Annotated in this window: 22 protein-coding genes and 1 pseudogene; 8 read left to right on the top strand and 15 right to left on the bottom strand. The window is 62.4% G+C overall.

The genetic code is table 11. The features are described from left to right. Positions 1-20: 20 nt before the first annotated feature. The gene (locus tag NVV77_RS20585) at positions 21-590 is read right to left on the bottom strand and encodes a DJ-1/PfpI family protein (RefSeq protein WP_295416357.1); all 570 of its coding nucleotides are present in this window, start codon (positions 588-590) and stop codon (positions 21-23) included. Between the two features lie 166 nt (positions 591-756). On the opposite strand from NVV77_RS20585, the gene NVV77_RS20580 reads away from it, so the two are divergent. Continuing rightward, on the top strand, positions 757-1,917 hold the full coding sequence (locus tag NVV77_RS20580; RefSeq protein ID WP_295416354.1) for a D-alanyl-D-alanine carboxypeptidase family protein: 1,161 nt from the start codon (positions 757-759) through the stop codon (positions 1,915-1,917). A gap of 130 nt (positions 1,918-2,047) precedes the next feature. On the opposite strand, the gene NVV77_RS20575 is transcribed toward NVV77_RS20580, so the two are convergent. Next, complete coding sequence (locus NVV77_RS20575; protein WP_295416352.1) at positions 2,048-2,275, bottom strand: sulfurtransferase TusA family protein; 228 nt, start codon at positions 2,273-2,275, stop codon at positions 2,048-2,050. After that, positions 2,265-2,747, bottom strand: a complete 483-nt coding sequence (locus NVV77_RS20570) for a CAP domain-containing protein (RefSeq protein ID WP_295416349.1) — start codon at positions 2,745-2,747, stop codon at positions 2,265-2,267. Before NVV77_RS20570 ends, NVV77_RS20575 begins: the two co-directional genes overlap by 11 nt. A 191-nt stretch (positions 2,748-2,938) precedes the next feature. Here NVV77_RS20570 and NVV77_RS20565 point away from each other — a divergent pair, with 191 nt between their 5' ends. Then, positions 2,939-3,850: an SMP-30/gluconolactonase/LRE family protein gene (locus NVV77_RS20565; protein WP_295416346.1), complete on the top strand. Its 912-nt coding sequence runs from the start codon at positions 2,939-2,941 to the stop codon at positions 3,848-3,850. A 44-nt stretch (positions 3,851-3,894) separates the two neighbouring features. Here the strand turns inward: NVV77_RS20565 and NVV77_RS20560 are convergent, their stop codons facing one another. The 3 genes from NVV77_RS20560 to NVV77_RS20550 all read right to left on the bottom strand — a co-directional run bounded on the left by NVV77_RS20560 (position 3,895) and on the right by NVV77_RS20550 (position 6,155). After that, on the bottom strand, positions 3,895-4,374 hold the full coding sequence (locus NVV77_RS20560; RefSeq protein ID WP_295416344.1) for a hypothetical protein: 480 nt from the start codon (positions 4,372-4,374) through the stop codon (positions 3,895-3,897). 116 nt (positions 4,375-4,490) lie between these two features. Then, positions 4,491-4,907: a VOC family protein gene (locus NVV77_RS20555; protein WP_295416341.1), complete on the bottom strand. Its 417-nt coding sequence runs from the start codon at positions 4,905-4,907 to the stop codon at positions 4,491-4,493. Positions 4,908-4,970: 63 nt separating this feature from the next. Continuing rightward, the gene (locus NVV77_RS20550) at positions 4,971-6,155 is read right to left on the bottom strand and encodes an MFS transporter (RefSeq protein ID WP_295416338.1); all 1,185 of its coding nucleotides are present in this window, start codon (positions 6,153-6,155) and stop codon (positions 4,971-4,973) included. 135 nt (positions 6,156-6,290) lie between these two features. Between NVV77_RS20550 and NVV77_RS20545 the strand changes: the two genes are divergently transcribed. From NVV77_RS20545 to NVV77_RS20530, 4 genes are all read left to right on the top strand, one after another. Continuing rightward, positions 6,291-6,689 (top strand): NADH:ubiquinone oxidoreductase subunit NDUFA12, encoded by a 399-nt coding sequence (locus NVV77_RS20545; protein ID WP_295416335.1) that lies wholly within the window; start codon positions 6,291-6,293, stop codon positions 6,687-6,689. Between the two features lie 6 nt (positions 6,690-6,695). Continuing rightward, a complete protein-coding gene (locus NVV77_RS20540; RefSeq protein ID WP_295416332.1) occupies positions 6,696-7,115 on the top strand; it encodes a DUF2155 domain-containing protein in 420 nt (139 codons plus the stop codon). Positions 7,116-7,197: 82 nt separating this feature from the next. After that, a complete protein-coding gene (locus NVV77_RS20535) occupies positions 7,198-7,983 on the top strand; it encodes an SDR family oxidoreductase (protein WP_295416329.1) in 786 nt (261 codons plus the stop codon). A 22-nt stretch (positions 7,984-8,005) separates the two neighbouring features. Then, complete coding sequence (locus tag NVV77_RS20530) at positions 8,006-8,503, top strand: GyrI-like domain-containing protein (protein ID WP_295416327.1); 498 nt, start codon at positions 8,006-8,008, stop codon at positions 8,501-8,503. 142 nt (positions 8,504-8,645) lie between these two features. Here NVV77_RS20530 and NVV77_RS20525 read toward each other — a convergent pair whose 3' ends face one another. From NVV77_RS20525 to NVV77_RS20500, 6 genes are all read right to left on the bottom strand, one after another. Next, positions 8,646-9,473 carry an APH(3') family aminoglycoside O-phosphotransferase gene (locus tag NVV77_RS20525; RefSeq protein WP_295416324.1) on the bottom strand — a complete coding sequence of 276 codons (828 nt, stop codon included), beginning with the start codon at positions 9,471-9,473 and terminating at the stop codon, positions 8,646-8,648. Beyond that, positions 9,406-10,041, bottom strand: a complete 636-nt coding sequence (gene aat / locus NVV77_RS20520; protein ID WP_295416322.1) for a leucyl/phenylalanyl-tRNA--protein transferase — start codon at positions 10,039-10,041, stop codon at positions 9,406-9,408. The genes NVV77_RS20525 and aat overlap by 68 nt, the downstream gene beginning before the upstream one ends. Positions 10,042-10,089: 48 nt before the next feature. Further along, positions 10,090-11,436 (bottom strand): acetyl-CoA carboxylase biotin carboxylase subunit, encoded by a 1,347-nt coding sequence (gene accC / locus NVV77_RS20515; protein ID WP_295416319.1) that lies wholly within the window; start codon positions 11,434-11,436, stop codon positions 10,090-10,092. A gap of 13 nt (positions 11,437-11,449) precedes the next feature. Continuing rightward, positions 11,450-11,941, bottom strand: a complete 492-nt coding sequence (gene accB / locus NVV77_RS20510; RefSeq protein WP_295416316.1) for an acetyl-CoA carboxylase biotin carboxyl carrier protein — start codon at positions 11,939-11,941, stop codon at positions 11,450-11,452. A gap of 32 nt (positions 11,942-11,973) precedes the next feature. Then, positions 11,974-12,411, bottom strand: coding sequence for a type II 3-dehydroquinate dehydratase (gene aroQ, locus NVV77_RS20505; RefSeq protein WP_295416313.1), 438 nt, complete (start codon positions 12,409-12,411; stop codon positions 11,974-11,976). A 263-nt stretch (positions 12,412-12,674) separates the two neighbouring features. Next, on the bottom strand, positions 12,675-13,529 hold the full coding sequence (locus NVV77_RS20500; RefSeq protein WP_295416311.1) for a DsbA family protein: 855 nt from the start codon (positions 13,527-13,529) through the stop codon (positions 12,675-12,677). 156 nt (positions 13,530-13,685) lie between these two features. On the opposite strand from NVV77_RS20500, the gene NVV77_RS20495 reads away from it, so the two are divergent. Continuing rightward, entirely contained in the window at positions 13,686-14,837 is a 1,152-nt protein-coding gene (locus tag NVV77_RS20495) for an aminotransferase class I/II-fold pyridoxal phosphate-dependent enzyme (RefSeq protein WP_295416309.1), read from the top strand. Next, entirely contained in the window at positions 14,834-15,337 is a 504-nt protein-coding gene (locus NVV77_RS20490; RefSeq protein ID WP_295416306.1) for a GNAT family N-acetyltransferase, read from the top strand. The genes NVV77_RS20495 and NVV77_RS20490 overlap by 4 nt, the downstream gene beginning before the upstream one ends. A 27-nt stretch (positions 15,338-15,364) precedes the next feature. Here the strand turns inward: NVV77_RS20490 and NVV77_RS20485 are convergent, their stop codons facing one another. The 3 genes and pseudogenes from NVV77_RS20485 to NVV77_RS20475 form a co-directional block, all read right to left on the bottom strand. After that, on the bottom strand, positions 15,365-15,736 hold the full coding sequence (locus NVV77_RS20485) for a VOC family protein (protein ID WP_295416303.1): 372 nt from the start codon (positions 15,734-15,736) through the stop codon (positions 15,365-15,367). 60 nt (positions 15,737-15,796) lie between these two features. Next, positions 15,797-16,485: pseudogene (locus NVV77_RS20480) on the bottom strand (helix-turn-helix transcriptional regulator). Between the two features lie 39 nt (positions 16,486-16,524). Next, complete coding sequence (locus tag NVV77_RS20475; RefSeq protein WP_295416301.1) at positions 16,525-19,209, bottom strand: ribonuclease E/G; 2,685 nt, start codon at positions 19,207-19,209, stop codon at positions 16,525-16,527. Positions 19,210-19,543 lie beyond the last annotated feature (334 nt).

Here is a 19,543-nt window from a genome sequence, read left to right as displayed (position 1 = left end):
AACGTCACTCAAGTTGGCCTCTACGCCGCCTTATGCTCGGTGCCATAAAGCCCGAGATAAAAATCCATATCGCCATTGCGCATCCCGAGCGATTCAAACACCGCGCCCATGAAACTGACGGGCGCGGTGCCCGGCGCCGTAATGATCTTGCCGGCCAAAACCGCTTGCGGCTGATCCCGATAGTGCTCCACGCCCTTGTAGCCCGTATCCGGCAAGCTCTCCGGCCCGTTGGACGTATGCGCCACCTCGTCGAGCAACCCCGCCCGCGCCAGCGCCAGTGTCCCGTCACAAATCCCGCCCACCGTCTTGCCGGCGGCGTGTGCCTTTCGCAACACATCGGCAATATCCGGCGCACAAGGCGTGCTCCAGATCGTGCCGCCATTCACCAGCAGCGCATCGATTTCTTCGACATTGATATCCGCCACCGCCATATGCGGCGTCACCTTCAGCCCGCCCGAGGACACGACTTCCTCGCCGTCCGGCGTCGCGAAAAGCGTGTTAATCCCATAGTAGCTGCGGGCTGCGGCATTGAGCAGCGCGGTTTCCCAATCGGCATAGCCGGGCGTGAGAATGGTAACGAAAGTGGTCATGGCGTAATCCCTTAGTGGTTCGAGCCTCACGATTTCGCTTCTCCGCGACAATCTGCGTCAGCAGCCCATTCACGGTCGTGTCAAACTTTGCCCCATTTCTTGAGGCTTCAGAAGGACGCTGCTAAGAGTGGCCGCGCCCCCGTAAGACCTGCTTAAGAGATTCCCCGTGCTGTTGTTGCGTCGTATCGCCATTGCCCTTGTCCTGAGCTGCGCAAGCCTGGTGCCGGCATGGGCGACCCCGCTCCTCCTCGTCGATCGCGATACCCTGCAGGTTCTCTACGCCGAGGATGCCGGCCAGCCTTGGCACCCGGCCTCGCTCACCAAGCTGATGACCGCCTATGTTGCCTTCGAGGAGATCGCCAAGGGCACGGTGACGCTGGAAACGCCGGTCACGCTCTCCAAATATGCGCTGAGCCAGGCCCCAAGCCGCTCCGGTCTCAAGGTCGACACCTCCGTCTCGCTCGAAGACGCGCTCTACATTCTCATCGTCAAGTCGGCCAACGACATGGCCGTTGCCATTGCCGAAACCATCGGTGGCAATGAAGCCAGCTTCGTCGCCAAGATGAACGACGTCGCCCAGCGCATGGGCCTCACCGCAACCCATTTCGTCAACTCCAACGGCCTGCACGACCCGCGCCAGGTGACGACGGCCCGCGACCTCGCCATTCTCTCGCTCTATATCGAGCAGAGCTTTCCGCAATACATGCAGATGTTCCGCACCAGCGTCGTTCGCATCAACGGCCAGAAGCTGGAATCGCAGAACGAAATCCTGACAACCTTCGCCGGCGCCATCGGCATGAAGACCGGCTATGTCTGTGCTTCGGGCCTGAACCTCGTCGCCGATGTCGACCGCAACGGCCGCCGCCTCATGGCGGTGGTTCTCGGCGGCTCCTCGGGCCGCGATCGCAACGAGCGCGCCGCCGAACTCCTCCTCAAGGGCCTTTCGGGCTCCGCATCGGGCACCGGCCAGAACGTCCTTGCTCTTGCCAACGCCGTCGGCGCCGCGCCGGTCGATATGCGCCCCAATATCTGCGGCAAGGGCGCAGCAGAATATGTGAAAGCCCAGGAAGCAGTCTTCCCCATGGGGCTCAAGGGCCAGCCGAGCTATCTCACCGACACCATTGCCGCGGTGGAGCACGTCGCCACCGATCTTGGCCGCATGCGCACCGGCATCGTCCTGCCGCGCCCGCGTCCGGCCCACATCCCGGCCTTCCCGGTTCAGGACGTCGCGGAAAACACCGCCACCGAAGCCAGCCTCCGTCCCGGCCTCGAACTGGCGGGAAACCCCGGCATTCCCTATCCGCGCCCCCGGCCGGTGTTCAGGTAATCTTGAGGCATCGCGTCAGTTGCCCACTCTGTCACGGCGTCATTCCCGCGAAAAGCGGGAATCCCTGACTTGAAACAAAGATCCCCGCTTTCGCGGGGATGACACTGCGCAAAGTTGGACGGTAGGGGCTCTACCCAGCCACGATCTCGAACCGCAGCACCTCGCCCTCCGTGCTGGCCTCGCAGGCATGCCCGCGCTGCCGGCAGTAGAGTGGAATATCAATCGCAGCCATCGGATCGGTCGCGAGAACGCTAAGCAGGCTGCCCTGCGCCAATCCTTCCAGCTTCTTTTCCAACTTCAGAACGGGCAGGGGGCATTTCAGCCCCCTGGCGTCGATCAGTTCGGGCTCAGTTGGCAACGACGAGCACCCAATAGACCCCGTAGCTGGATGCAGCATTGTAGGCCACGCCAAGGCCCGCCTTGCTGCCCTGCGCCACGAGACCCGCTGCATCGGCGGGGCTATTGCGCCAGCCCGAGAACGTATCCGCGAAGGTCGCATACCCCGCGCTGAGCTTCATCACGGTCATGCCAGCCGGCGTCGCCGGAGCAGTACCAGTCTGCGCATACTGATTGGCCAGCGCCTGCGCCGTCCCATCGAGACCGGCATCTGCCGCCAGCGCGGGCACGCCACGCGTCGAGCGATAGGCATTGACGAGATTGATGGCCTGCGCCCGATCAAGGCGCGCGTTCGGCTGGTCCATGCGGGCCGTCAGGCCCGAGGCAAGGGCCGTCGGCGCGGCGCCGCCACCCATCATCGAGCATCCGGCGATGGCAATCGTGGCTGATAGGGCAACACCGATGGCGGCGATACGAAGAAACGAGGTTTTCATTGGAATCCTTTTTGGGCTCGTGGGGCCGATTGCCGCCAAAGTCTCACGGCGAGCCTGATGTGAGGTTAATCCGCTCTGCTTCGGCATTGCCGCGCGCAAAACCCCCAATTATGGTCGCCCCTGCCTTGTCCGCCACATTTGCGGCAGGGTCTTGGCAGGGCACATCTTTCCTGCCGCTGGAGGGGAAGAAAATGTCGGGCTCGGTCCACGAAGTCATCGATGAGCGCTTTCGCGATCTCATCATCCGCAGTGCCCAACTTGAGCAGCTTTATACCGGCTGCCGCTGGGCCGAAGGGCCGATCTGGTTCAAAGATGGCGACTATCTCCTCTGGAGCGACATCCCCAATCATCGGATGATGCGCTACCAGCCCGACGGCACGGTTTCCGTCTATCGTGCCGATTCCAACTTTTCCAACGGCAATACTCGCGATCGTCAGGGCCGCCTCGTTTCCTGCGAACACGGCCAACGCCGCGTCACGCGCACCGAATACGATGGCACAATCACCGTCCTCGCCGACCGTTTTGAGGGCAAGCGCCTCAATTCGCCCAACGATGTCGTGGTGCATTCAAGCGGCAGCGTCTGGTTCACCGACCCCACCTACGGCATCCTCTCGGACTATGAAGGTTTCCAGGCCGAGCCCGAACAGGCAACGCACAACGTCTACCGCCTCGATCCAGACAGCGGCACCCTGACCGCCGTCGCGACAGACTTCCTGCAACCCAATGGCTTGGCCTTCTCGCCCGACGAAAAGCGGCTTTACGTCGCCGACTCCGGCTCCAGCCATAAGCTGGACCACCCGCGCATCATCCGCGTTTTTGATGTGATCGACGGCAAAACCCTCGCCAATGGCCGCGAGTTCTGCACGCTCGCGAGCGGCATTCCAGACGGTATGCGTGTGGACGTCCACGGCAACGTGTGGACCAGCGGCGGCCCCGCCGTTCACTGCTACGCCCCGGACGGCACGCTGCTCGGCCGCATCAACGTCCCGGAAGGCGTCGCCAATCTCACCTTTGGCGGTCCGAGGGGCAACCGGCTCTTCATCACCGCCACCACCTCGGTCTACTCAATCTATCTCGCTACAAAGGGTGTCCAGACGCCCTAGAGCAGTCTCCTGAGGTCGCCGACGTCAGGACAAGGACATGCGCTCTAGTGCCGGAATTCTTCGCTGCCGGCCCAGTGGTCATCATCTGCTGGGCCGTCTTCGTCTTCCTCGTAAAAGCTGTCTTCGCCATCGTCCTGCGCTTCGCCGGAAAGCTCCCGCAGCGCATCCTCGTCATCGGGCGAAAGGGCATGGGAGTGATTTGACGGGTCATCCAGCATCGTGTCCTCGATGCCGAAATTGGCATCGCTGGCTTCGCGGTCTCCGCTCAGTTCCTCAATGGCCCGATCGATTTCCTCCAGCATGGCCGCGGGGTCTTCATCCCCCCAGTCGCCGCTTTCGCGAATGGCCGTTTCTTCGCGCATCTCGCGAAGCCGCGCCAACCGTTCGTCGACCGGCCGGTCGTCGCCATAGAGCAGGTCTTCGATTTCGCTCTGGCTATAGGGTTGGGCAATGCCTGCCTGGTCGGCATTGTCAAAATTGGTTTCCTGCGGCACCAGCCCGCCGCGGTGATGCATCTGCGCCATTTCTCGTCTCCCTATCTGTGCGAGATGACGGCACAACGCCTCGGCAGTGCGCGAGTTCGCCTGCGTGATGAAATGTGATCTGGGGAAGGGCGGGCCCGAAGGCCCGCCTTGCGTGCTCAGCCCGGCTGGCCGGCGATATTGACCATCCAGCTCACGCCGAACTTGTCGACCAGCATGCCGAACGTATCACCCCACGGCGCCTTTTCGAGCGGCATCATAGGCTGCCCGCCGGCTGAAAGACCGTTCCAGTAGCCGCGCAAGGTGGCTTCGTCGTCCCCGCTCAACGACACCGAAATATTGCTCTCGTCGGGGATTGGCATGCTGGCCGGTGCATCCGAAATCATCAGCGTCATGCCATTGGGCGCGTCGAGCTGCCCATGCATGATCTTCTGCGCCTCGGCCGGATCATGCGGCATGCCGCCCTCGGCATAGGTCGACAGGTTCAGCTCGCCACCAAAGATCGAGTGATAGAAGGCAAGCGCTTCGCGGGCATTGTTGCGGAAGTTGATATAGGGATTGAGACGTACGGTCATGGCTGTCTCCTCTCGCTGGCCGATGGCCCAGCCTAAACCTGTCTTGTGACGGGAAATAGGTGGCTAATCCGTCGCCCGAAAACCCCGCCTCTGCCGCGCAATCACCCAGAACACAAAAGGCGCCATGACCAGTCCGGCCCATCCATAGGCCGGGAGGATGCCGACCCAATCCGCCAGAAACCCAAACACCAGCGTCGCCACGATGCCCACGACATTCTCGGCCATCACCAGTGCCGAAGTCGTCGTCGCCCGGCTCTTGCCTTCCATGATCTTCTGAAAGCGCGCCTCGGCCAGCACCGTCACTGGCGCAACCACGATGTAGCCGGCGGCAAGAAGCAGTACATAAGGCGCTGTCCGTCCCTGCGAAGCCGCTATCAGCAAAACCCCGCCCAGAGCCGGCAGTGTCCAGGCGAGCCAGGGACGCCCCGCCAGTCGATAGGCATGAATGCTGGCCAGCGCAAAAATGGCCTCGACGCCCGCCGCCACGATGCCCCAGGCCCAGACCGGCAGCGACACGGCGAGATAGTAAAGCTCGTCAAACTCTTCGAGCACCTCAAAGACCAGCAGGCCGGTCGCTATATAGGTGGTGACAAAGCGCAACTCCGCCCGCTCGCGGAACTCGCGCCAGGCGTGGACGAAATGAGTGAAGTAGCCCCCCTCCACATCGCCATCGTCCTCGGCGACCCCATTGCGCCGCACATCCTCCAGCCAGAAAGCCAGAATGGCAGCAACCAACAGCGGGGGAATAGAGAGCCAGATGGCCCACTCAAAGCTCCAATAGGCGACAAACCCGCCAAACAGCGTGCCAAGCCCAATGCCCAGCCCTTCGGCGGCATTGTCCCGCCCCAGCACCTTGTCGAATTCGTCTGTCCGTCCCTCGGCCGCCATCCGCTCATAGAGCAGCGCCTCGCGCGAACCTGATTGCAGCGCCTGCCCAAGGCTCCAGAGCAGAAAGCCTGCGCCGTAGATCCAGAAATCGCCCTGTGCGAGCCCCCAAAGCACAAAAGTCCCGGCCTTCGCCAGCGGCGCGAACACCAATAACACCCGCCGGTCAAAATGATCCGACAGCGCCCCCGACGGCATTTCCAGCACGATCGCCGAAGCCGACCAGAAGGCCAGCAGCACGCCGATCTCACTCGTGCTCAGCCCTTCGAGCGAAAACAGCGCCGTATAGACGGCATAGGCAAAGATGAAGTCGAACAGGAAGGCATAGGCGTAATAGACTCTGAGAAAAGCAGAAAGCCTCACCCCATTCTCCTCCCGTGCCATTCCCGCCCGCGCTCGCGCCAAGTTGCAGCCAAAATGCGTCGCTTTGGTCTAGGCTCCTCGCGGCGAGCATGATAAACCGCCAGACAAATCGTTCCTGTTGAGCGGAATCGTCTCGTGGCCAAGTCTGATACCAAGCAATTCCTCACCGAAATCTTCGCCTGGTGGCGCGGCCAGACCTGGGGAACGCGCCTCTGGATCAAGCGCTTCGGCAACTATGTCGGCTCCGACGAATTCGGCAACCGCTACTATCAGGACAAGAAGGCCAACCGCCGCTACGTAACCTATGCCGGTTACGCTGACGCGTCGGCCATTCCGCCCGGCTGGCACGGCTGGATGCACTACCGCACCGACGTTGTCCCAACCGACGCAAACTACAAGCCGCGCGCCTGGGAAAAGCCGCATCAGGCCAATCTCACCGGCACGGCGGAAGCCTATCGCCCCGATGGCAGCCTGCTCAAGAGCGGCGAGCGTCCGCGCGTCACCGGCGATTATCAGGCCTGGTCGCCCGAATAAGGGCCCATGCCTCTGCGCTTCCTCTCCCGCCTTTTTGCTGCGCTGGCCTTCCTCGGGCTGGCGCTTGCTGTTGCGCCCGCCAGCGCGCAACCCATGGCTCATCCCGTCGCGACCCTAGCCGGCCTCGACAAGATCACCGGCCGCATCACGCGCTTTGACGTCTATATCGACGAAACCGTCCTCTTCGGCGCCCTCGAGATAACGCCACGCGCCTGCTACGACCGCCCCGCCACCGACACCCTGCAGCGCACCTCGGCCTTCCTCGAAGTCGACCAGCGCTCGCTGGACGGCACCGCCAAGCGCATTTTCACCGGCTGGATGTTCGCCGATAGCCCGGCCCTCAACGCCGTCGATCACCCCGTTTACGACGTCTGGCTGATCGAGTGCAAAACCAGCACCAACGTCCCGCCGCCCGACCAGCGATAATTCTCCAAAAGCCTGTCTAAATCTCCCTTCCTCGCCCGTCGTGGCAGGAGGCGGCTGCGGCTGCGCATGGGAGGGACAATTTATGCTGCTCAAGGGAAAGACCGCCATCGTCTATGGCGGCAGCGGCGCCGTCGGTGGCGCGGTGGCAAGCGCCTTCGTCCGCGAGGGGGCGGTGGTCCATCTGGCCGCCCGCGGCCGCGAACGGCTGGAGGCATTTGCCGAAGAGCTGCGCGCCAAAGGCGGCACCGTTCACGTCGGCACCGTAGACGCGTTGGATCGCGCCTCGGTTGAAGCGCATCTACAAGACGCAATCGGCAAAGGTGGCCCCGTCAACGTCGTCTTCAGCGCCATCGATTGGGGCGATGCGCAAGGCACGCCGATCATCGATCTCGAATACGATCGCTTCATCATGCCGGTCGAGCGGGGCCTGAAATCCTGGTTCAATATCGGCGCCACCACGGCCCGGCACATGGGCGAGAACGGCGGCGGCGCCATTCTCGGCATCACCGCCAATGCCGCACGCGAGGCCTATACCGAAATGGGCGGCTTCGGCATCGCCTGCGCTGCGGTGGAACACTACCTCCGCCATCTCGCCGCCGAGAACGGCCCAAAGGGCGTCCGCTGTTGCTGGGTCCGTTCCCCCGGTTCGCCCGACGCTGCCGGCGTGCGCGAGGCCTGGCTGATCCACGCCCGCGAAAAGGGCATCACTTTCGAGGAAATGCACGCCGAAGTCGCCAAGGATACCCCGCTGCGCCGCATCTCCTCGCTGGGGCAGGTGGCCGACGCGGTGGTCCTGCTCGCCAGCGACCTCGCCTCCAGCATGACCGCCACCCTCGCCAATGCAACCGGCGGCGCCCAGGTCGATTGAACGCAGAACAGGAGAACCGCCCATGCTGACCCTGCCCAAAACCGAGCAGCGCGCCGCGCAGCCCTATATCTACGTGCCCTTCACGGTGACCATGCAGCAGATGCAGAAGCCGGCCCGCGAAGGCTTTCCGCAGCTCTTCGCACACCTCGAAAAGCACGGACTCAAGCCCACTGGCGAGGCCTTTTACAACTATCGCCGCATCAACATGGAAGACACCCTCGATGTCGAAGCGGGCATCGCCGTCGAATCCCTTGGCCCCGAAGAGGGGCAGGTGAAGAACGGCACGCTCCCCGCCGGCAATTTCATCGGCCTGAGCTGGACCGGCCACCCCGACAAGCTGATCACCGTCACCGGCATGCTGATCGGCTGGGCAAACCTGACGCAGCAGAAATTCGACATGGAAGAAAAGCCCGACGGCGACCACTTCGCCTGCCGGCTCGAAATCTACGAATCCGACCCGGCCGAGGTGCCAAACATGGAAGACTGGGTGACGACCCTGGCCTTCAAGCTGAAAGACTAGGTGCGCGAAATCTAGACCCCACCACGGTGTCATTCCCGCGAAAGCGGGAACCTCCGTTTTGGGACCCGTCGCAAACAGAGATCCCCGCTTTCGCGGGGATGACATCGAGATTTAGGACAGATCGAGAGCCTCTAGCATTGCCCTAAAACAGCTCGTCCATCGCGCAATAAAACGCGTAGCGCTCCGCATCGAACTCCGCCCCATAGGCGGCGAGGAAATCGGCAACGTAGTTCTCGCCGCCATTGAACTCCATGCTCCGGCACGCCAGCGCCAGGTCCTGCCAGCGATCCGATACGCCCAGCCTCGCGCAATCGACCACACCGCCGAACCGCGTCCCATCCGCCAGGAAATTCGGTAGGCAAGCATCGCCATGCGTCACCACCCGATTGGTCTCGTCTGGCCGATTGTTCGCGAGCCAGTCGAACACCTGCTGCGCCGTCCAGCCATCGCGCTCATCGTCAAAATCCGTCTCGTCGATCCGCCCCGCCAAGACATTGGCTTCGGCATCAGCCAGCCGCTTCGTAAGATTATGATCGAAAGGACAATTTGCCGGATCAAGCGCATGCAGTCGCTTCAAACCATCCGCAAGCACCTGAATCAAAACCTGAGGTTCATCCCCGAGGTGGGTCAAATCCCTGCCTTTTACCGCGGTCATGAGAAGCCAGTTGAAGTCGTCGGCCATGACATGATCGACCACGCGCGGCGCCGGAAAACCCATCTCTGCGAGATAGTCGAGCCGCAGCAATTCGTCCGCCAGCTCGGTCGGCCCCTGCGTCGGCTCGGCCTTCAGAAACAGCGCACTCTCACCCATCGGAATACGCCACACCGAGGCCTGTGACTCCCCGATAGTGATCGGCTCCCACTCCCGCGCCTGCAAAGCCTTCAATTGCAGTGGCAGTCGCTCACGCGGATTCATCCCAAGCTCCCCAATTCCCTTTGACCGCCAGCGCTTGCGCCAGCCGGTCCTCATAATCCGCGCGCTCGATCTCGATACCCCCAAGCGAGGCCAGGTGCGGCGTCACAAACTGCGTATCGAGCAGCTGGAACCCGCCGGCATTCAACCGCTCCACCAGATGCGCCATGGCCATCTTGCTGGCATCGGTCCGCCGATGAAACATGGATTCCCCAAAGAACGCCCCGCCAATGGCCAGGCCATAAAGCCCGCCCACGAGATCGGCCCCGTCCCAGGCTTCCACAGTATGCGCCACCCCGCGCCGGAAGAGCTCGCCATAGACCGCCCGGATCGTCCCATTGATCCAGGTGGTGGAACGATCCTCGCCAACGGTCGCGCAGCCCTCGATGATCCCGTCCCAATCGGTATCGACGCGAATATCCCAACCCGATTTCCGCATGGCCTTGCGCAGGCTCTTCGACGCATGAAAGCCGTCGAGCGGCATGATCCCGCGCATTTCCGGGCTCACCCAGAACAGGTCCTCATCCGCCGCATCTTCCGCCATGGGAAAGATGCCGGCGCGATAAGCCCGAACGATCAGCTCGGGCGTCACCTCGATGTCAAAGGGATCGGTAGGGCGGGCCATGCTCAGTCAGCAAAATGAAAAAGGGGCGCAAAGCGCCCCTTTAAATTGTCAGGCCTTGTTCTCGGCCAGGAACTTTTCCAGCCAGTGAATATCATAGTTGCCGGCAATGATATCGGGCTGCTTGATCAACCGCTGGAACAGGGGAAGGGTGGTCTTCACCCCATCCACCACGAATTCGTCGATCGCACGGCTCAGGCGCTTGAGGCATTCCTCGCGCGTACGGCCATAAACGATCAGCTTGCCGATCAGCGAGTCATAATAGGGCGGGATCTTGTAGCCCTGATAGACCGCGGAATCGACGCGCACGCCGACACCACCAGCCGGGTGGTAGAAGGTGATCGTGCCCGGCGAGGGCGCAAAGGTCTGCGGGTCTTCGGCATTGATGCGCACTTCGATGGCATGGCCATAGAACTGCACCTTGTCCTGCGTCATCGAGAGCGCTTCGCCGGAGGCGACGCGGATCTGCTCATAGACGATGTCGATGCCGGTGATGCGCTCGGTGACCGGGTGCTCCACCTGCAGGCGGGTGTTCATTTCGATGAAATAGAACTCGCCGTTTTCGTAGAGGAACTCGATCGTGCCTGCGCCCGAATAGCTCAGCTTGCGCATGGCCGCGGCGCAGATTTCGCCGATGCGATCACGCTCTTCCACGGTAATGGTCGGGCCGCCGGCCTCTTCCCAAACCTTCTGGTGCCGACGCTGCAACGAGCAGTCGCGCACGCCGAGGTGCACGGCATTGCCCTGGCCATCGCCGAGCACCTGCACTTCGATATGGCGCGGCTTGCCGAGGTACTTTTCCATATAGACGGAATCGTTGCCGAAGGCCGCCTTGGCTTCCGAGCGCGCGGTCGACCATGCGACCAGCACGTCCTTCTCGCTGTGCGCCACCTTCATGCCGCGACCACCGCCACCGGCCGTCGCCTTGATCAGCACCGGATAGCCGATTTCCTTGGCGGTCTTGAGCGCGTCGGCTTCGGTTTCGACCGCCCCGGCCGAACCCGGAACCACGGGAATGCCCAGCTCAACCGCCGTCTTCTTGGCGGTGATCTTGTCACCCATGATTTCGATGTGGTGCGCCGAAGGACCGATGAAGGTCACATTGTGCTCGCCGAGAATCTTGGCAAACCGGGCGTTTTCCGAGAGGAAACCATAGCCCGGATGCACGGCATCCGCCCCGGTGATCTCGCAGGCCGCGAGGATCGAGGGGATATTGAGATAGCTGTCCTTGGCCGCATTCGGGCCAATGCAGACGCTTTCGTCGGCAAGGCGCACATGCATGGCATTGGCGTCAGCCGTCGAGTGCACCGCAACGGTCTGGATACCCAGTTCCTTGCAGGCGCGCAGGATGCGCAGGGCGATTTCGCCGCGATTGGCGATCAGGACTTTCTGGAACACGTGAAAGTCCCCCTTACTCGATGACGACGAGCGGCTCGCCATATTCGACCGGCTGCGCGTCGTTCACGAGAACACGGGTCACCGTGCCCGAGCGATGCGCCGGAATCTGGTTCATGGTCTTCATCGCTTCGATGATGAGGACCGTCTGGCCTTCGGTGACCTTGGTGCCGACATCGACGAAAACCGGCTTGCCTGGCTCAGGCGAACGATAAGCGGTGCCAACCATCGGCGAGGTCAGGGTGCCGGGGTTGGAGGTCAGGTCTTCCTTGCTCGCAGGAGCGGCAGCCGGAACGACCGAAGCGGGGGCAGCAGGAGCAGCCGGCGCGGCGGGCGGCGCATAATACTGCGGGGCAGGGGCATAGGCCGGTGCTTCAACCGGATAGGAGCGGGTGACGCGGACCCGGAGGTCCTCCTGCTCGATCTCGATCTCGGCGAGATTTTCCTTGTTGAGCAGTTCGGCGATGGCGCGGATCAGGTCCTGATCCACCTGCGATGACTTGGTCATTCTTGTCGGTCTCCCGGCTTCCAGTCGAAGCGTTATGCGAGTTTCTGAGCCATGGCTTCCAGGGCCAATCTATACCCCAGCGTACCAAAGCCGCAAATGACGCCGAAGGCGACTGCCGACACGTAAGAGTGGTGTCGGAAGGCCTCGCGTTGATGAATGTTGCTGATATGAACTTCCGCCACGGGCAACGAGACGGCCTTGAAGGCGTCATAGATTGCCACCGAAGTGTGCGAATAGGCGCCGGGATTGATCAGGATGCCGTCGGCCGTGCCGAGCGCTTCCTGGATCCAGGTGACCAGTTCGCCTTCGTGATTGGATTGGCGGAAATCAATGGAAAGGCCGAATTCGTCGCCGGCGGCCCTACAAATGGCCTCCACATCGGCCAGGGTTTGAGCGCCGTAGATTCCGGGCTCGCGCTTGCCGAGCATGTTGAGGTTCGGGCCGTTGAGGACGAGAACGTGCTTTGCCATAGTCTTTTCGTTGTGCACCGGCTCTTTCCGGCGGTGCAAGGGCGGTTACACGAATTGCACCGAAAAGGCGAGCCTCCTCGGTGCTTTCCGCGCGTCTAGCGACAGAGTCGGGCGAGATTCGGGCGGTCAGCTGGCTGCCGATACTCCAGCTCTCGTGTTCGTCGTCATTGCCGGGCTTGTCCCGGCAATCCATCTCACCTCCGCATGGACCACCGGGACAAGCCCGGTGGTGACGACAGACTGAGAGTTCGAGAAAAGGGACCTTAGCTACACACCGACTGGCCGCAGGCCCGCATATTCGCAATGCGCGTCCGCAGATCATCGACACCAATGGCACCCGGAATGATCTCATTGCCGATGATATAGGTCGGCGTCCCGGTAATCCCCAGCGCCTGCGCGATCTCGTAGGAAGTCTGGATAGTCTTGGCCACGCTCGGCTCACCCATCTTCAGCTCCAGATCAACCTTGCTCAAGCCCAGCGCACCAGCGGCGTCCAGCGCCACGGCCTTGTCCACCTTGCCGCGGCTCGAAAACAGCGTCTCATGGAAAGCCCAGTAATCGACATCGGCTTCCCCGACGAGCACGCCCACGCGCGCCGCATCAATGGATTCATTCGAGAGAATGGGGAATTCCTTGAGAATGACCCGCAGGTTCGGATCTTCCGCCAAGAGCGTTGCCAGATCCGGCAGCGCCGCGCGGCAATAGCCGCAATTGTAGTCAAAGAACTCGACCAGCGTCACATCGCCGTCCGGATTGCCCAAGACCACCTGGCCGGGATCATTGAAGATCTTGTCCCGCATTTCGGTGATCGCGACCTGCGCCTTGGCGCTTTCCTCGGTGCGCAGCGTTTCATCAAGCGCCACCGACAGCCGCTGGAGCAGCTTGGGGTCGCTCATCAGAAAATCTTCGATCATCGGATTGAGCACCGCCGGGTCGATCGCTGCCACCGCCTGCGGCGCAGCGCTGGCAGTCGCTTCGTGCTCGGAGAGAACGCTCTCGACGATGGCGCGCACCGCGACCGTATCTGTCTGCGGCTCCGGCCGGTTGAGCTGGGAATAGCCCAACGCCCCCGCGAGAATTCCCGCCACGGCGGCCAGCACGATAGACAGACGATTCATCGGACGGATGCTCCCAGAGATTCTGCGCATGGGCCTTCTAGCAGACCTCCGCCCAATCTGGCACCGGACAATTGCCGCAGTCTAAAGCGCTGCTTCAATTGTTGTTGAGTGAACCCACGCTTCCGGCTAGTCCCGATGGACCAACAGGAGCCGCCTATGACCCCCGCAGCCGACGGCCTCATGCCGTTTCTCGCCATGGACATTCTCAACCGTTCCAAGGTGCTCGAAGGGCAGGGGCGCACCATCTGCCATCTGGAACTGGGCGAACCCGGCCACCCGCCTGCACCAAAAGTCATCGAGGCCGTCGCCTACGCCTTGCCCGATCCGCAAGGCTACACCAGCGCCAAGGGTCGCCTAGATCTCCGCGAGGGCCTTTCGCACTACTACGCCGAGCAGCACGGCGTCTCCGTGAATCCGGAAATGATTCTGGCCACAATGGGTTCGTCGGCCGGCTTCATCCTCGCCTTTCACACCGCCTTCCGCCCCGGCGCCCGCATCGCCATCACCCGCCCGGGCTACCCCGCCTACATCAACACCCTCATCGGCCTCGGCTTCGAATATGCCGAAATCCCCGTCACCGCGGCCAATAACTGGCATCTTACGGGCGCCGACATCGAATCCGCCTATCGCGAAAAGCCCTTCGAAGGGCTCCTCTTCGCCAGCCCCGCCAATCCCACCGGCGCCGCCATCGATCGTGCCGGCCTCGCCGACGTCATCGACACCTGCCGCCGCCTCGGCGTCACCCTGATATCCGACGAAATCTACCATGGCCTCGATTATCGCGGCCCCTCGGTGTCGGCGCTTGAACTGACTTCGGACGCCATCGTCATCAATAGCTTTTCCAAATACTACTGCATGACCGGCTGGCGCATCGGCTGGATGGTGCTCCCCGAAGCCCTCATCCGCCGCGCCGAAATCCTGCAGCAGAACCTTTTCATCTCCGCCCCAACCCTTAGCCAGATCGCCGCGACCGCAGCGCTCAACGAGCGCGACTATTCCGAAGAGCAAAAAGCCAGCTACGCCGCCAACCGTGCCGCCCTGACCGCCGGCCTCCAAAATCTCGGCTTTGACATCGCCTCACCAGCCGATGGCGCCTTCTACGCCTATGCCGGAATATCAAGGTTTTCCAACGACTCCCTGGCTTTTTGTGAATCGATGCTGGAGCAGGCCGGCATCGCCGCTACCCCCGGCGTCGACTTCGACCGCGTCAACGGACACGGCTTCGTCCGCTTCAGCTATGCCGGCACACGCGACACGGTCGATCTCGCCCTCGACCGCCTTAAAACCTTCCTGGCAGCCGGATCATGATCATCCCGACGCTCGAAACACCACGCCTCATCCTCCGCGCCCCGCGCATGGACGATTTCCCGGCCTACGCCACCCTCATGGCCTCGCCTCGCTCCATCTACATGGGCGGCCCATTCGATCACCGCGTCGCCTGGGGCCTGTTCTGCCACGATGTGGCCCTCTGGTCCCTCTACGGCCACGGCGCCCTGATGATCGACGTCAAGGAAACCGGCATTTGCGTCGGCCAGGTCGGCATTAATCACGGCCCGCTCTTCCCCGAAAAGGAACTCGGCTGGCTCCTCTATGACGGCTTCGAAGGCCACGGCTACGCCACCGAAGCCGCAGAAGCCCTGCGCGACTGGGCCTTTTCAACGCTGAACCTGCCGACCCTCGTCAGCTACTTCGATCCGGATAACCACCGTTCCATGGCCGTCTCCGCCCGCCTCGGCGGCACCCGCGACGACAACGCCCCGCTGCAAGACGAAGGTGACGTGGTCTACCGCTACCGTCCAACAAAATAGGCGCGGCCAAAGCCGCGCCCAAGAAATTCACCGTGGGTCTGCGGCTCGCGCGAAAACCCTGATCCGGTGCCCATCGGGGTCTTCCACCACGAAGGTGAACCCGAAATCCATTGCCACCGGCTCCTGCAGCACCTTCGCCTTGCCCGACCAGTCCGCATAGGTCGCTTGAACCGCTGCGTCGTCATCCTCGCTGAACGTCACCTCGACCCCGCCCACCGGCAGCGGTCTTGGCTCGATCTCGTCCTTGATCCAGAGCCCCAGTTTCATGCCATTGGGCAACACATAGAGCACGAAGGTCGGCGAGTTCTGAACCGGTTCGAGCCCCAGCAGGTTTGAATAGAACTGCTTGCTTGCAGCAGGGTCAGCGACGGCCAACAGGATGTAATTGAGGGTGCGCATGGCGTTCTCCTTTTGATGGAGAAAACCTAACAGCCGGGACTGCCAGTTTCCGGCAGTGGCTCACGGCGGCGCAATTCCCTCGCGCTCCCGCCACTCTTTCAGCATCACCGCCCGCCGCTTCGGATAACGCTCCTCGGACACCGTCATAGCGCTGATCCGATCCACCCGAAAACTGCGAAAATCCCGCCGCATCTCGCACCAGGCAGCAACAATCCGCACCTTCTCGAAAAAGCCGATCATGAACGGCCAGATCACCCGCTCCGTCGCCGCGCCATTGAGGTCATCATAGCGAATGACCAGCTTGCGCTCGTTTCGAATGGCAAGTCGTATCTGTCCGGCATCCACCTGCGCCGGCTCCAGCCCGATCCGCGCCACCAGCAGGTTCGTCGCCTCGGCACGATCGCGCAGATCAGCCGGCAATACGGCCAATATCTTGCTCATCGCCTGCTTCGCCGAAGCGCTAAGCCTGTTGTCATCCGCCCGCGCCGCAACCCAGCGCGATCCCAACACAATCGCCTCGATCTCATCGGCTGAAAACATCAGCGGCGGCAGCGTAAATCCCGGCCGCAGCACATAGCCCAGCCCCGGCTCGCCCTGAATATCGGCCCCCTGCGCCTGCAAGGTCGCGATATCGCGATAGAGCGTTCGGATAGACACGCCTAACTCACGCGCCAGGTCGGTCCCGCCACCGGCTGGTGGCGGTTTCTAAGCAATTGCAGGAGATCGAGCAGGCGAGCGGCGCGGGACATGAGACGAAAAGGGCGGCCCGAAGGCCGCCCTCAAAAATCCTAGCCGAGACCGAGGCGCCGCTGCCACCAGCCGACCTTCTTCTTCTTGTCCGGCTCAGCTTCGCCTTCGCCTTCGGCGGGCGCAGCCTCTTCAGCCGGCTTCGCGCTCGAAGAAACCACCACGCCTTCCGGGGGCAGCTCCTTCTTCTGGCGCTTCGGACGCGCCTCCGAAGCTTCGGCGGCTACCGGCTCTGCCACCGGGGCAGGGGCCTCTGGTGCCGCTACGGCCGGAGCCTCGACGACCGCTGCAGCTTCTTCCGCCACAGGCTCAGCCTTCTTCCGCGTGCGCGGTTTGCGCTTGGGCTTCTCGGCAGCCTCTTCAGCGACCGGTGCTTCCACCGCCGGAGCTTCAGCCGTCACTTCCACCGGCGTTTCGGCATCAGCCGTCTTCGCCTTACGAGCACGCGGCTTGCGCTTCGGCTTTTCGGCCACAGCTTCTTCCGCCGCGGCTTCCACTGCCTCAGCTACAGGCGCAGCTTCCTCGGCAACCTCAGCCTGAGCCAGCACCGCCTCAACGACGGCAACCTGCTCGGCATCACCAGCCGCCGGTGCAGCGGCCTCGCCGCCATCGGCTGCGACTTCGCCTTCCTGGTCCCGACGGTTGCGGCGACCACCGCGGCGGCCACGGCGACGGCGACGGCGGGTTTCGCCATCAGCGTCAGCGGTCGGCGCGTCTTCGCCCTCGGCCTCGCCACCTTCGTCAGAACTGTCTTCGTCACCAGCCTCGGCATCGCTCTCGCGTGCCTGAACCGGCGCCCGTTCCTCGTTGCGCTCGCCATTGGCGCCGCCACGGCGACGACGGCGACGACGGCGACGGCCATTGCCGTCACCTTCGCCAGCATTGTCCTGCCGGGCTTCGGTGGCTTCTTCTTCGATCTCTTCTTCCTCGACGATTTCCTCGTCGATTTCTTCGATCACGGCGCTGTCGACACGCACATGGCTGGCGGCGCGCTGGTCGACATAGGACGAGACGCGGGTCTCACCCTTCTCGATCGAGAACTGGTGTCCGGTCAGCTTGCTGTCGGCCGTGATGGTGATCGAAAGCGAATTACGCGCTTCGAGCGCAGTCAGCGTGTCGCGCTTGTAGTTGAGTACATAGAGCGCCACGTCGGTCGGCACGCGCACATTGATCGACTGGCCCTGCTTGCGCAGCACATGGTCTTCCACGTGGCGCATGATCATCAGCGCCAGGCTTTCCGTCGAACGCACCAGACCCGTGCCGTCGCAGATCGGGCACTTGTGGGTCGAGCTTTCGACAACGCCGAAGCGAATGCGCTGGCGGCTCATTTCCATGAGGCCGAAATGCGAGATACGGCCCACCTGGATGCGGGCGCGATCGTCCTTCAGCGCGTCCTTGAGGCGACGCTCGACGGCACGATTGGAGCGGTTCTCCATCATGTCGATGAAGTCGATGACGATCAGGCCGGCCAGATCGCGCAGGCGAAGCTGGCGCGACACTTCATCGGCAGCTTCGAGGTTGGTCTGGAGCGCCGTGTCCTCGATATTGTGCTCCTTGGTGGAGCGGCCCGAGTTCACGTCGATCGAAACCAGCGCTTCGGTCGGGTTGATGACGATATAGCCGCCGGAGGGCAGGGTGACGACCGGCGAGAACATCTGGTCGAGCTGGGACTCGATGCCATACTTGGAGAACAGCGGCTGCTCTTCGCCATACGGCTTCACGTTCTTGGCGTGGGACGGCATGATCATCTTCATGAAGTCCTTGGCTTCGCGATAAGCCGCGTCGCCAGCCACCAACACTTCGTCGATGTCCTTGTTATAGAGATCGCGAATGGTCCGCTTGATCAGCGAGCCTTCTTCATAGACGAGGCACGGGGCCTGGCTCTGCAGGGTCAGCGTGCGCACGCTTTCCCACAGGCGCATCAGATATTCGAAATCGCGCTTCACTTCGGCCTTGGTGCGCGTCGCGCCCGCGGTACGAAGGATCACGCCCATGCCCTGCGGCACTTCCAGGTCCGAGGTGATTTCTTTCAGACGCTTGCGATCAGCAGCATTGGTGATCTTGCGCGAAATGCCACCGCCACGAGCGGTATTGGGCATCAGCACCGAATAGCGGCCGGCGAGCGACAGATAGGTGGTGAGAGCTGCGCCCTTGTTGCCGCGCTCTTCCTTGACCACCTGCACCAGCATCACCTGCCGGCGCTTGATCACTTCCTGGATCTTGTACTGGTGACGACGCTGCTGGCTGCGCTGGCGACGCTCCGGCACTTCCTCGAGCGTATCCGCCCCGCCGATCGACTCGACCGGTTCGGTATTGGCCGGAGCCTGCTCGATATGGCTCTCTTCCTCGGTGTCCTGAGGATCTGCCTCTGCTTCCGTTTCAGCCACACCTTCAGGCACGGAGACAGCGTCTTCCGTTTCCTCGTGGTGGTCTTCCTCGTGCTCTTCATCGCGCAGCAGGGCTTCGCGGTCGGCGACGGGGATCTGGTAGTAGTCCGGGTGGATTTCGCTGAAAGCGAGGAACCCGTGGCGATTGCCGCCATACTCGACGAAGGCCGCCTGTAGCGACGGCTCGACGCGCGTCACCTTGGCGAGGAAGATATTTCCCCGCAACTGGCGGCGGGACGCCGATTCAAAGTCGAACTCTTCCAGCCGATTACCGGCTGTAACAACAATCCGTGTTTCTTCCGGGTGGATGGCATCCACCAGCATTCTCTTGGTTGCCATAGTAAACTCCGCGCACCCGCGCGCCAAAGGGCGTCAGCCGGCGAACCGGAGAACCTGGCTCGGCGCGTTGCGGGGCGAATGTGTTGAAAACAATCGGGCGCGAACCTCTCACGTTCTGCGCACCGGCAAATTCGGTCATGGCCGGGAGAAAGGGCGAAGCAAAACGGCAATCGTTCGTATCGATCGCGTCGCGCTTTGTCCGCCTGCGGGCCATATGACCTCTTCCTATTGGATGGCCGGTCCCAAAGACCCGCCACCGTCCGATCCCTGTGAGGGACCGAAATTCGTTTGCGAAGGCGCTGAAAATCGCCGCTTTCATTCCGGGCAGGTGCTT

The sequence above is a fragment of the Devosia sp. genome, from assembly GCF_024707125.1.
Taxonomy (GTDB): domain Bacteria; phylum Pseudomonadota; class Alphaproteobacteria; order Rhizobiales; family Devosiaceae; genus Devosia.
Note: the sequence above shows the minus strand (reverse complement) of the source record. Positions and strands in the feature narration are given on the sequence as shown.

Excerpts from the sequence above, each read along its gene's own strand:
- NVV77_RS20585 (WP_295416357.1), bottom strand. The coding sequence starts at position 590 with ATGACCACTTTCGTTACCATTCTCACGCCCGGCTATGCCGATTGGGAA.
- NVV77_RS20570 (WP_295416349.1), bottom strand. The coding sequence starts at position 2,747 with ATGAAAACCTCGTTTCTTCGTATCGCCGCCATCGGTGTTGCCCTATCA.
- NVV77_RS20565 (WP_295416346.1), top strand. The coding sequence starts at position 2,939 with ATGTCGGGCTCGGTCCACGAAGTCATCGATGAGCGCTTTCGCGATCTC.
- NVV77_RS20560 (WP_295416344.1), bottom strand. The coding sequence starts at position 4,374 with ATGGCGCAGATGCATCACCGCGGCGGGCTGGTGCCGCAGGAAACCAAT.
- NVV77_RS20555 (WP_295416341.1), bottom strand. The coding sequence starts at position 4,907 with ATGACCGTACGTCTCAATCCCTATATCAACTTCCGCAACAATGCCCGC.
- NVV77_RS20540 (WP_295416332.1), top strand. The coding sequence starts at position 6,696 with ATGCCTCTGCGCTTCCTCTCCCGCCTTTTTGCTGCGCTGGCCTTCCTC.
- NVV77_RS20535 (WP_295416329.1), top strand. The coding sequence starts at position 7,198 with ATGCTGCTCAAGGGAAAGACCGCCATCGTCTATGGCGGCAGCGGCGCC.
- NVV77_RS20530 (WP_295416327.1), top strand. The coding sequence starts at position 8,006 with ATGCTGACCCTGCCCAAAACCGAGCAGCGCGCCGCGCAGCCCTATATC.
- NVV77_RS20525 (WP_295416324.1), bottom strand. The coding sequence starts at position 9,473 with ATGAGGACCGGCTGGCGCAAGCGCTGGCGGTCAAAGGGAATTGGGGAG.
- aat (WP_295416322.1), bottom strand. The coding sequence starts at position 10,041 with ATGGCCCGCCCTACCGATCCCTTTGACATCGAGGTGACGCCCGAGCTG.
- accB (WP_295416316.1), bottom strand. The coding sequence starts at position 11,941 with ATGACCAAGTCATCGCAGGTGGATCAGGACCTGATCCGCGCCATCGCC.
- aroQ (WP_295416313.1), bottom strand. The coding sequence starts at position 12,411 with ATGGCAAAGCACGTTCTCGTCCTCAACGGCCCGAACCTCAACATGCTC.
- NVV77_RS20500 (WP_295416311.1), bottom strand. The coding sequence starts at position 13,529 with ATGAATCGTCTGTCTATCGTGCTGGCCGCCGTGGCGGGAATTCTCGCG.
- NVV77_RS20495 (WP_295416309.1), top strand. The coding sequence starts at position 13,686 with ATGACCCCCGCAGCCGACGGCCTCATGCCGTTTCTCGCCATGGACATT.
- NVV77_RS20490 (WP_295416306.1), top strand. The coding sequence starts at position 14,834 with ATGATCATCCCGACGCTCGAAACACCACGCCTCATCCTCCGCGCCCCG.
- NVV77_RS20485 (WP_295416303.1), bottom strand. The coding sequence starts at position 15,736 with ATGCGCACCCTCAATTACATCCTGTTGGCCGTCGCTGACCCTGCTGCA.
- NVV77_RS20475 (WP_295416301.1), bottom strand. The coding sequence starts at position 19,209 with ATGGCAACCAAGAGAATGCTGGTGGATGCCATCCACCCGGAAGAAACA.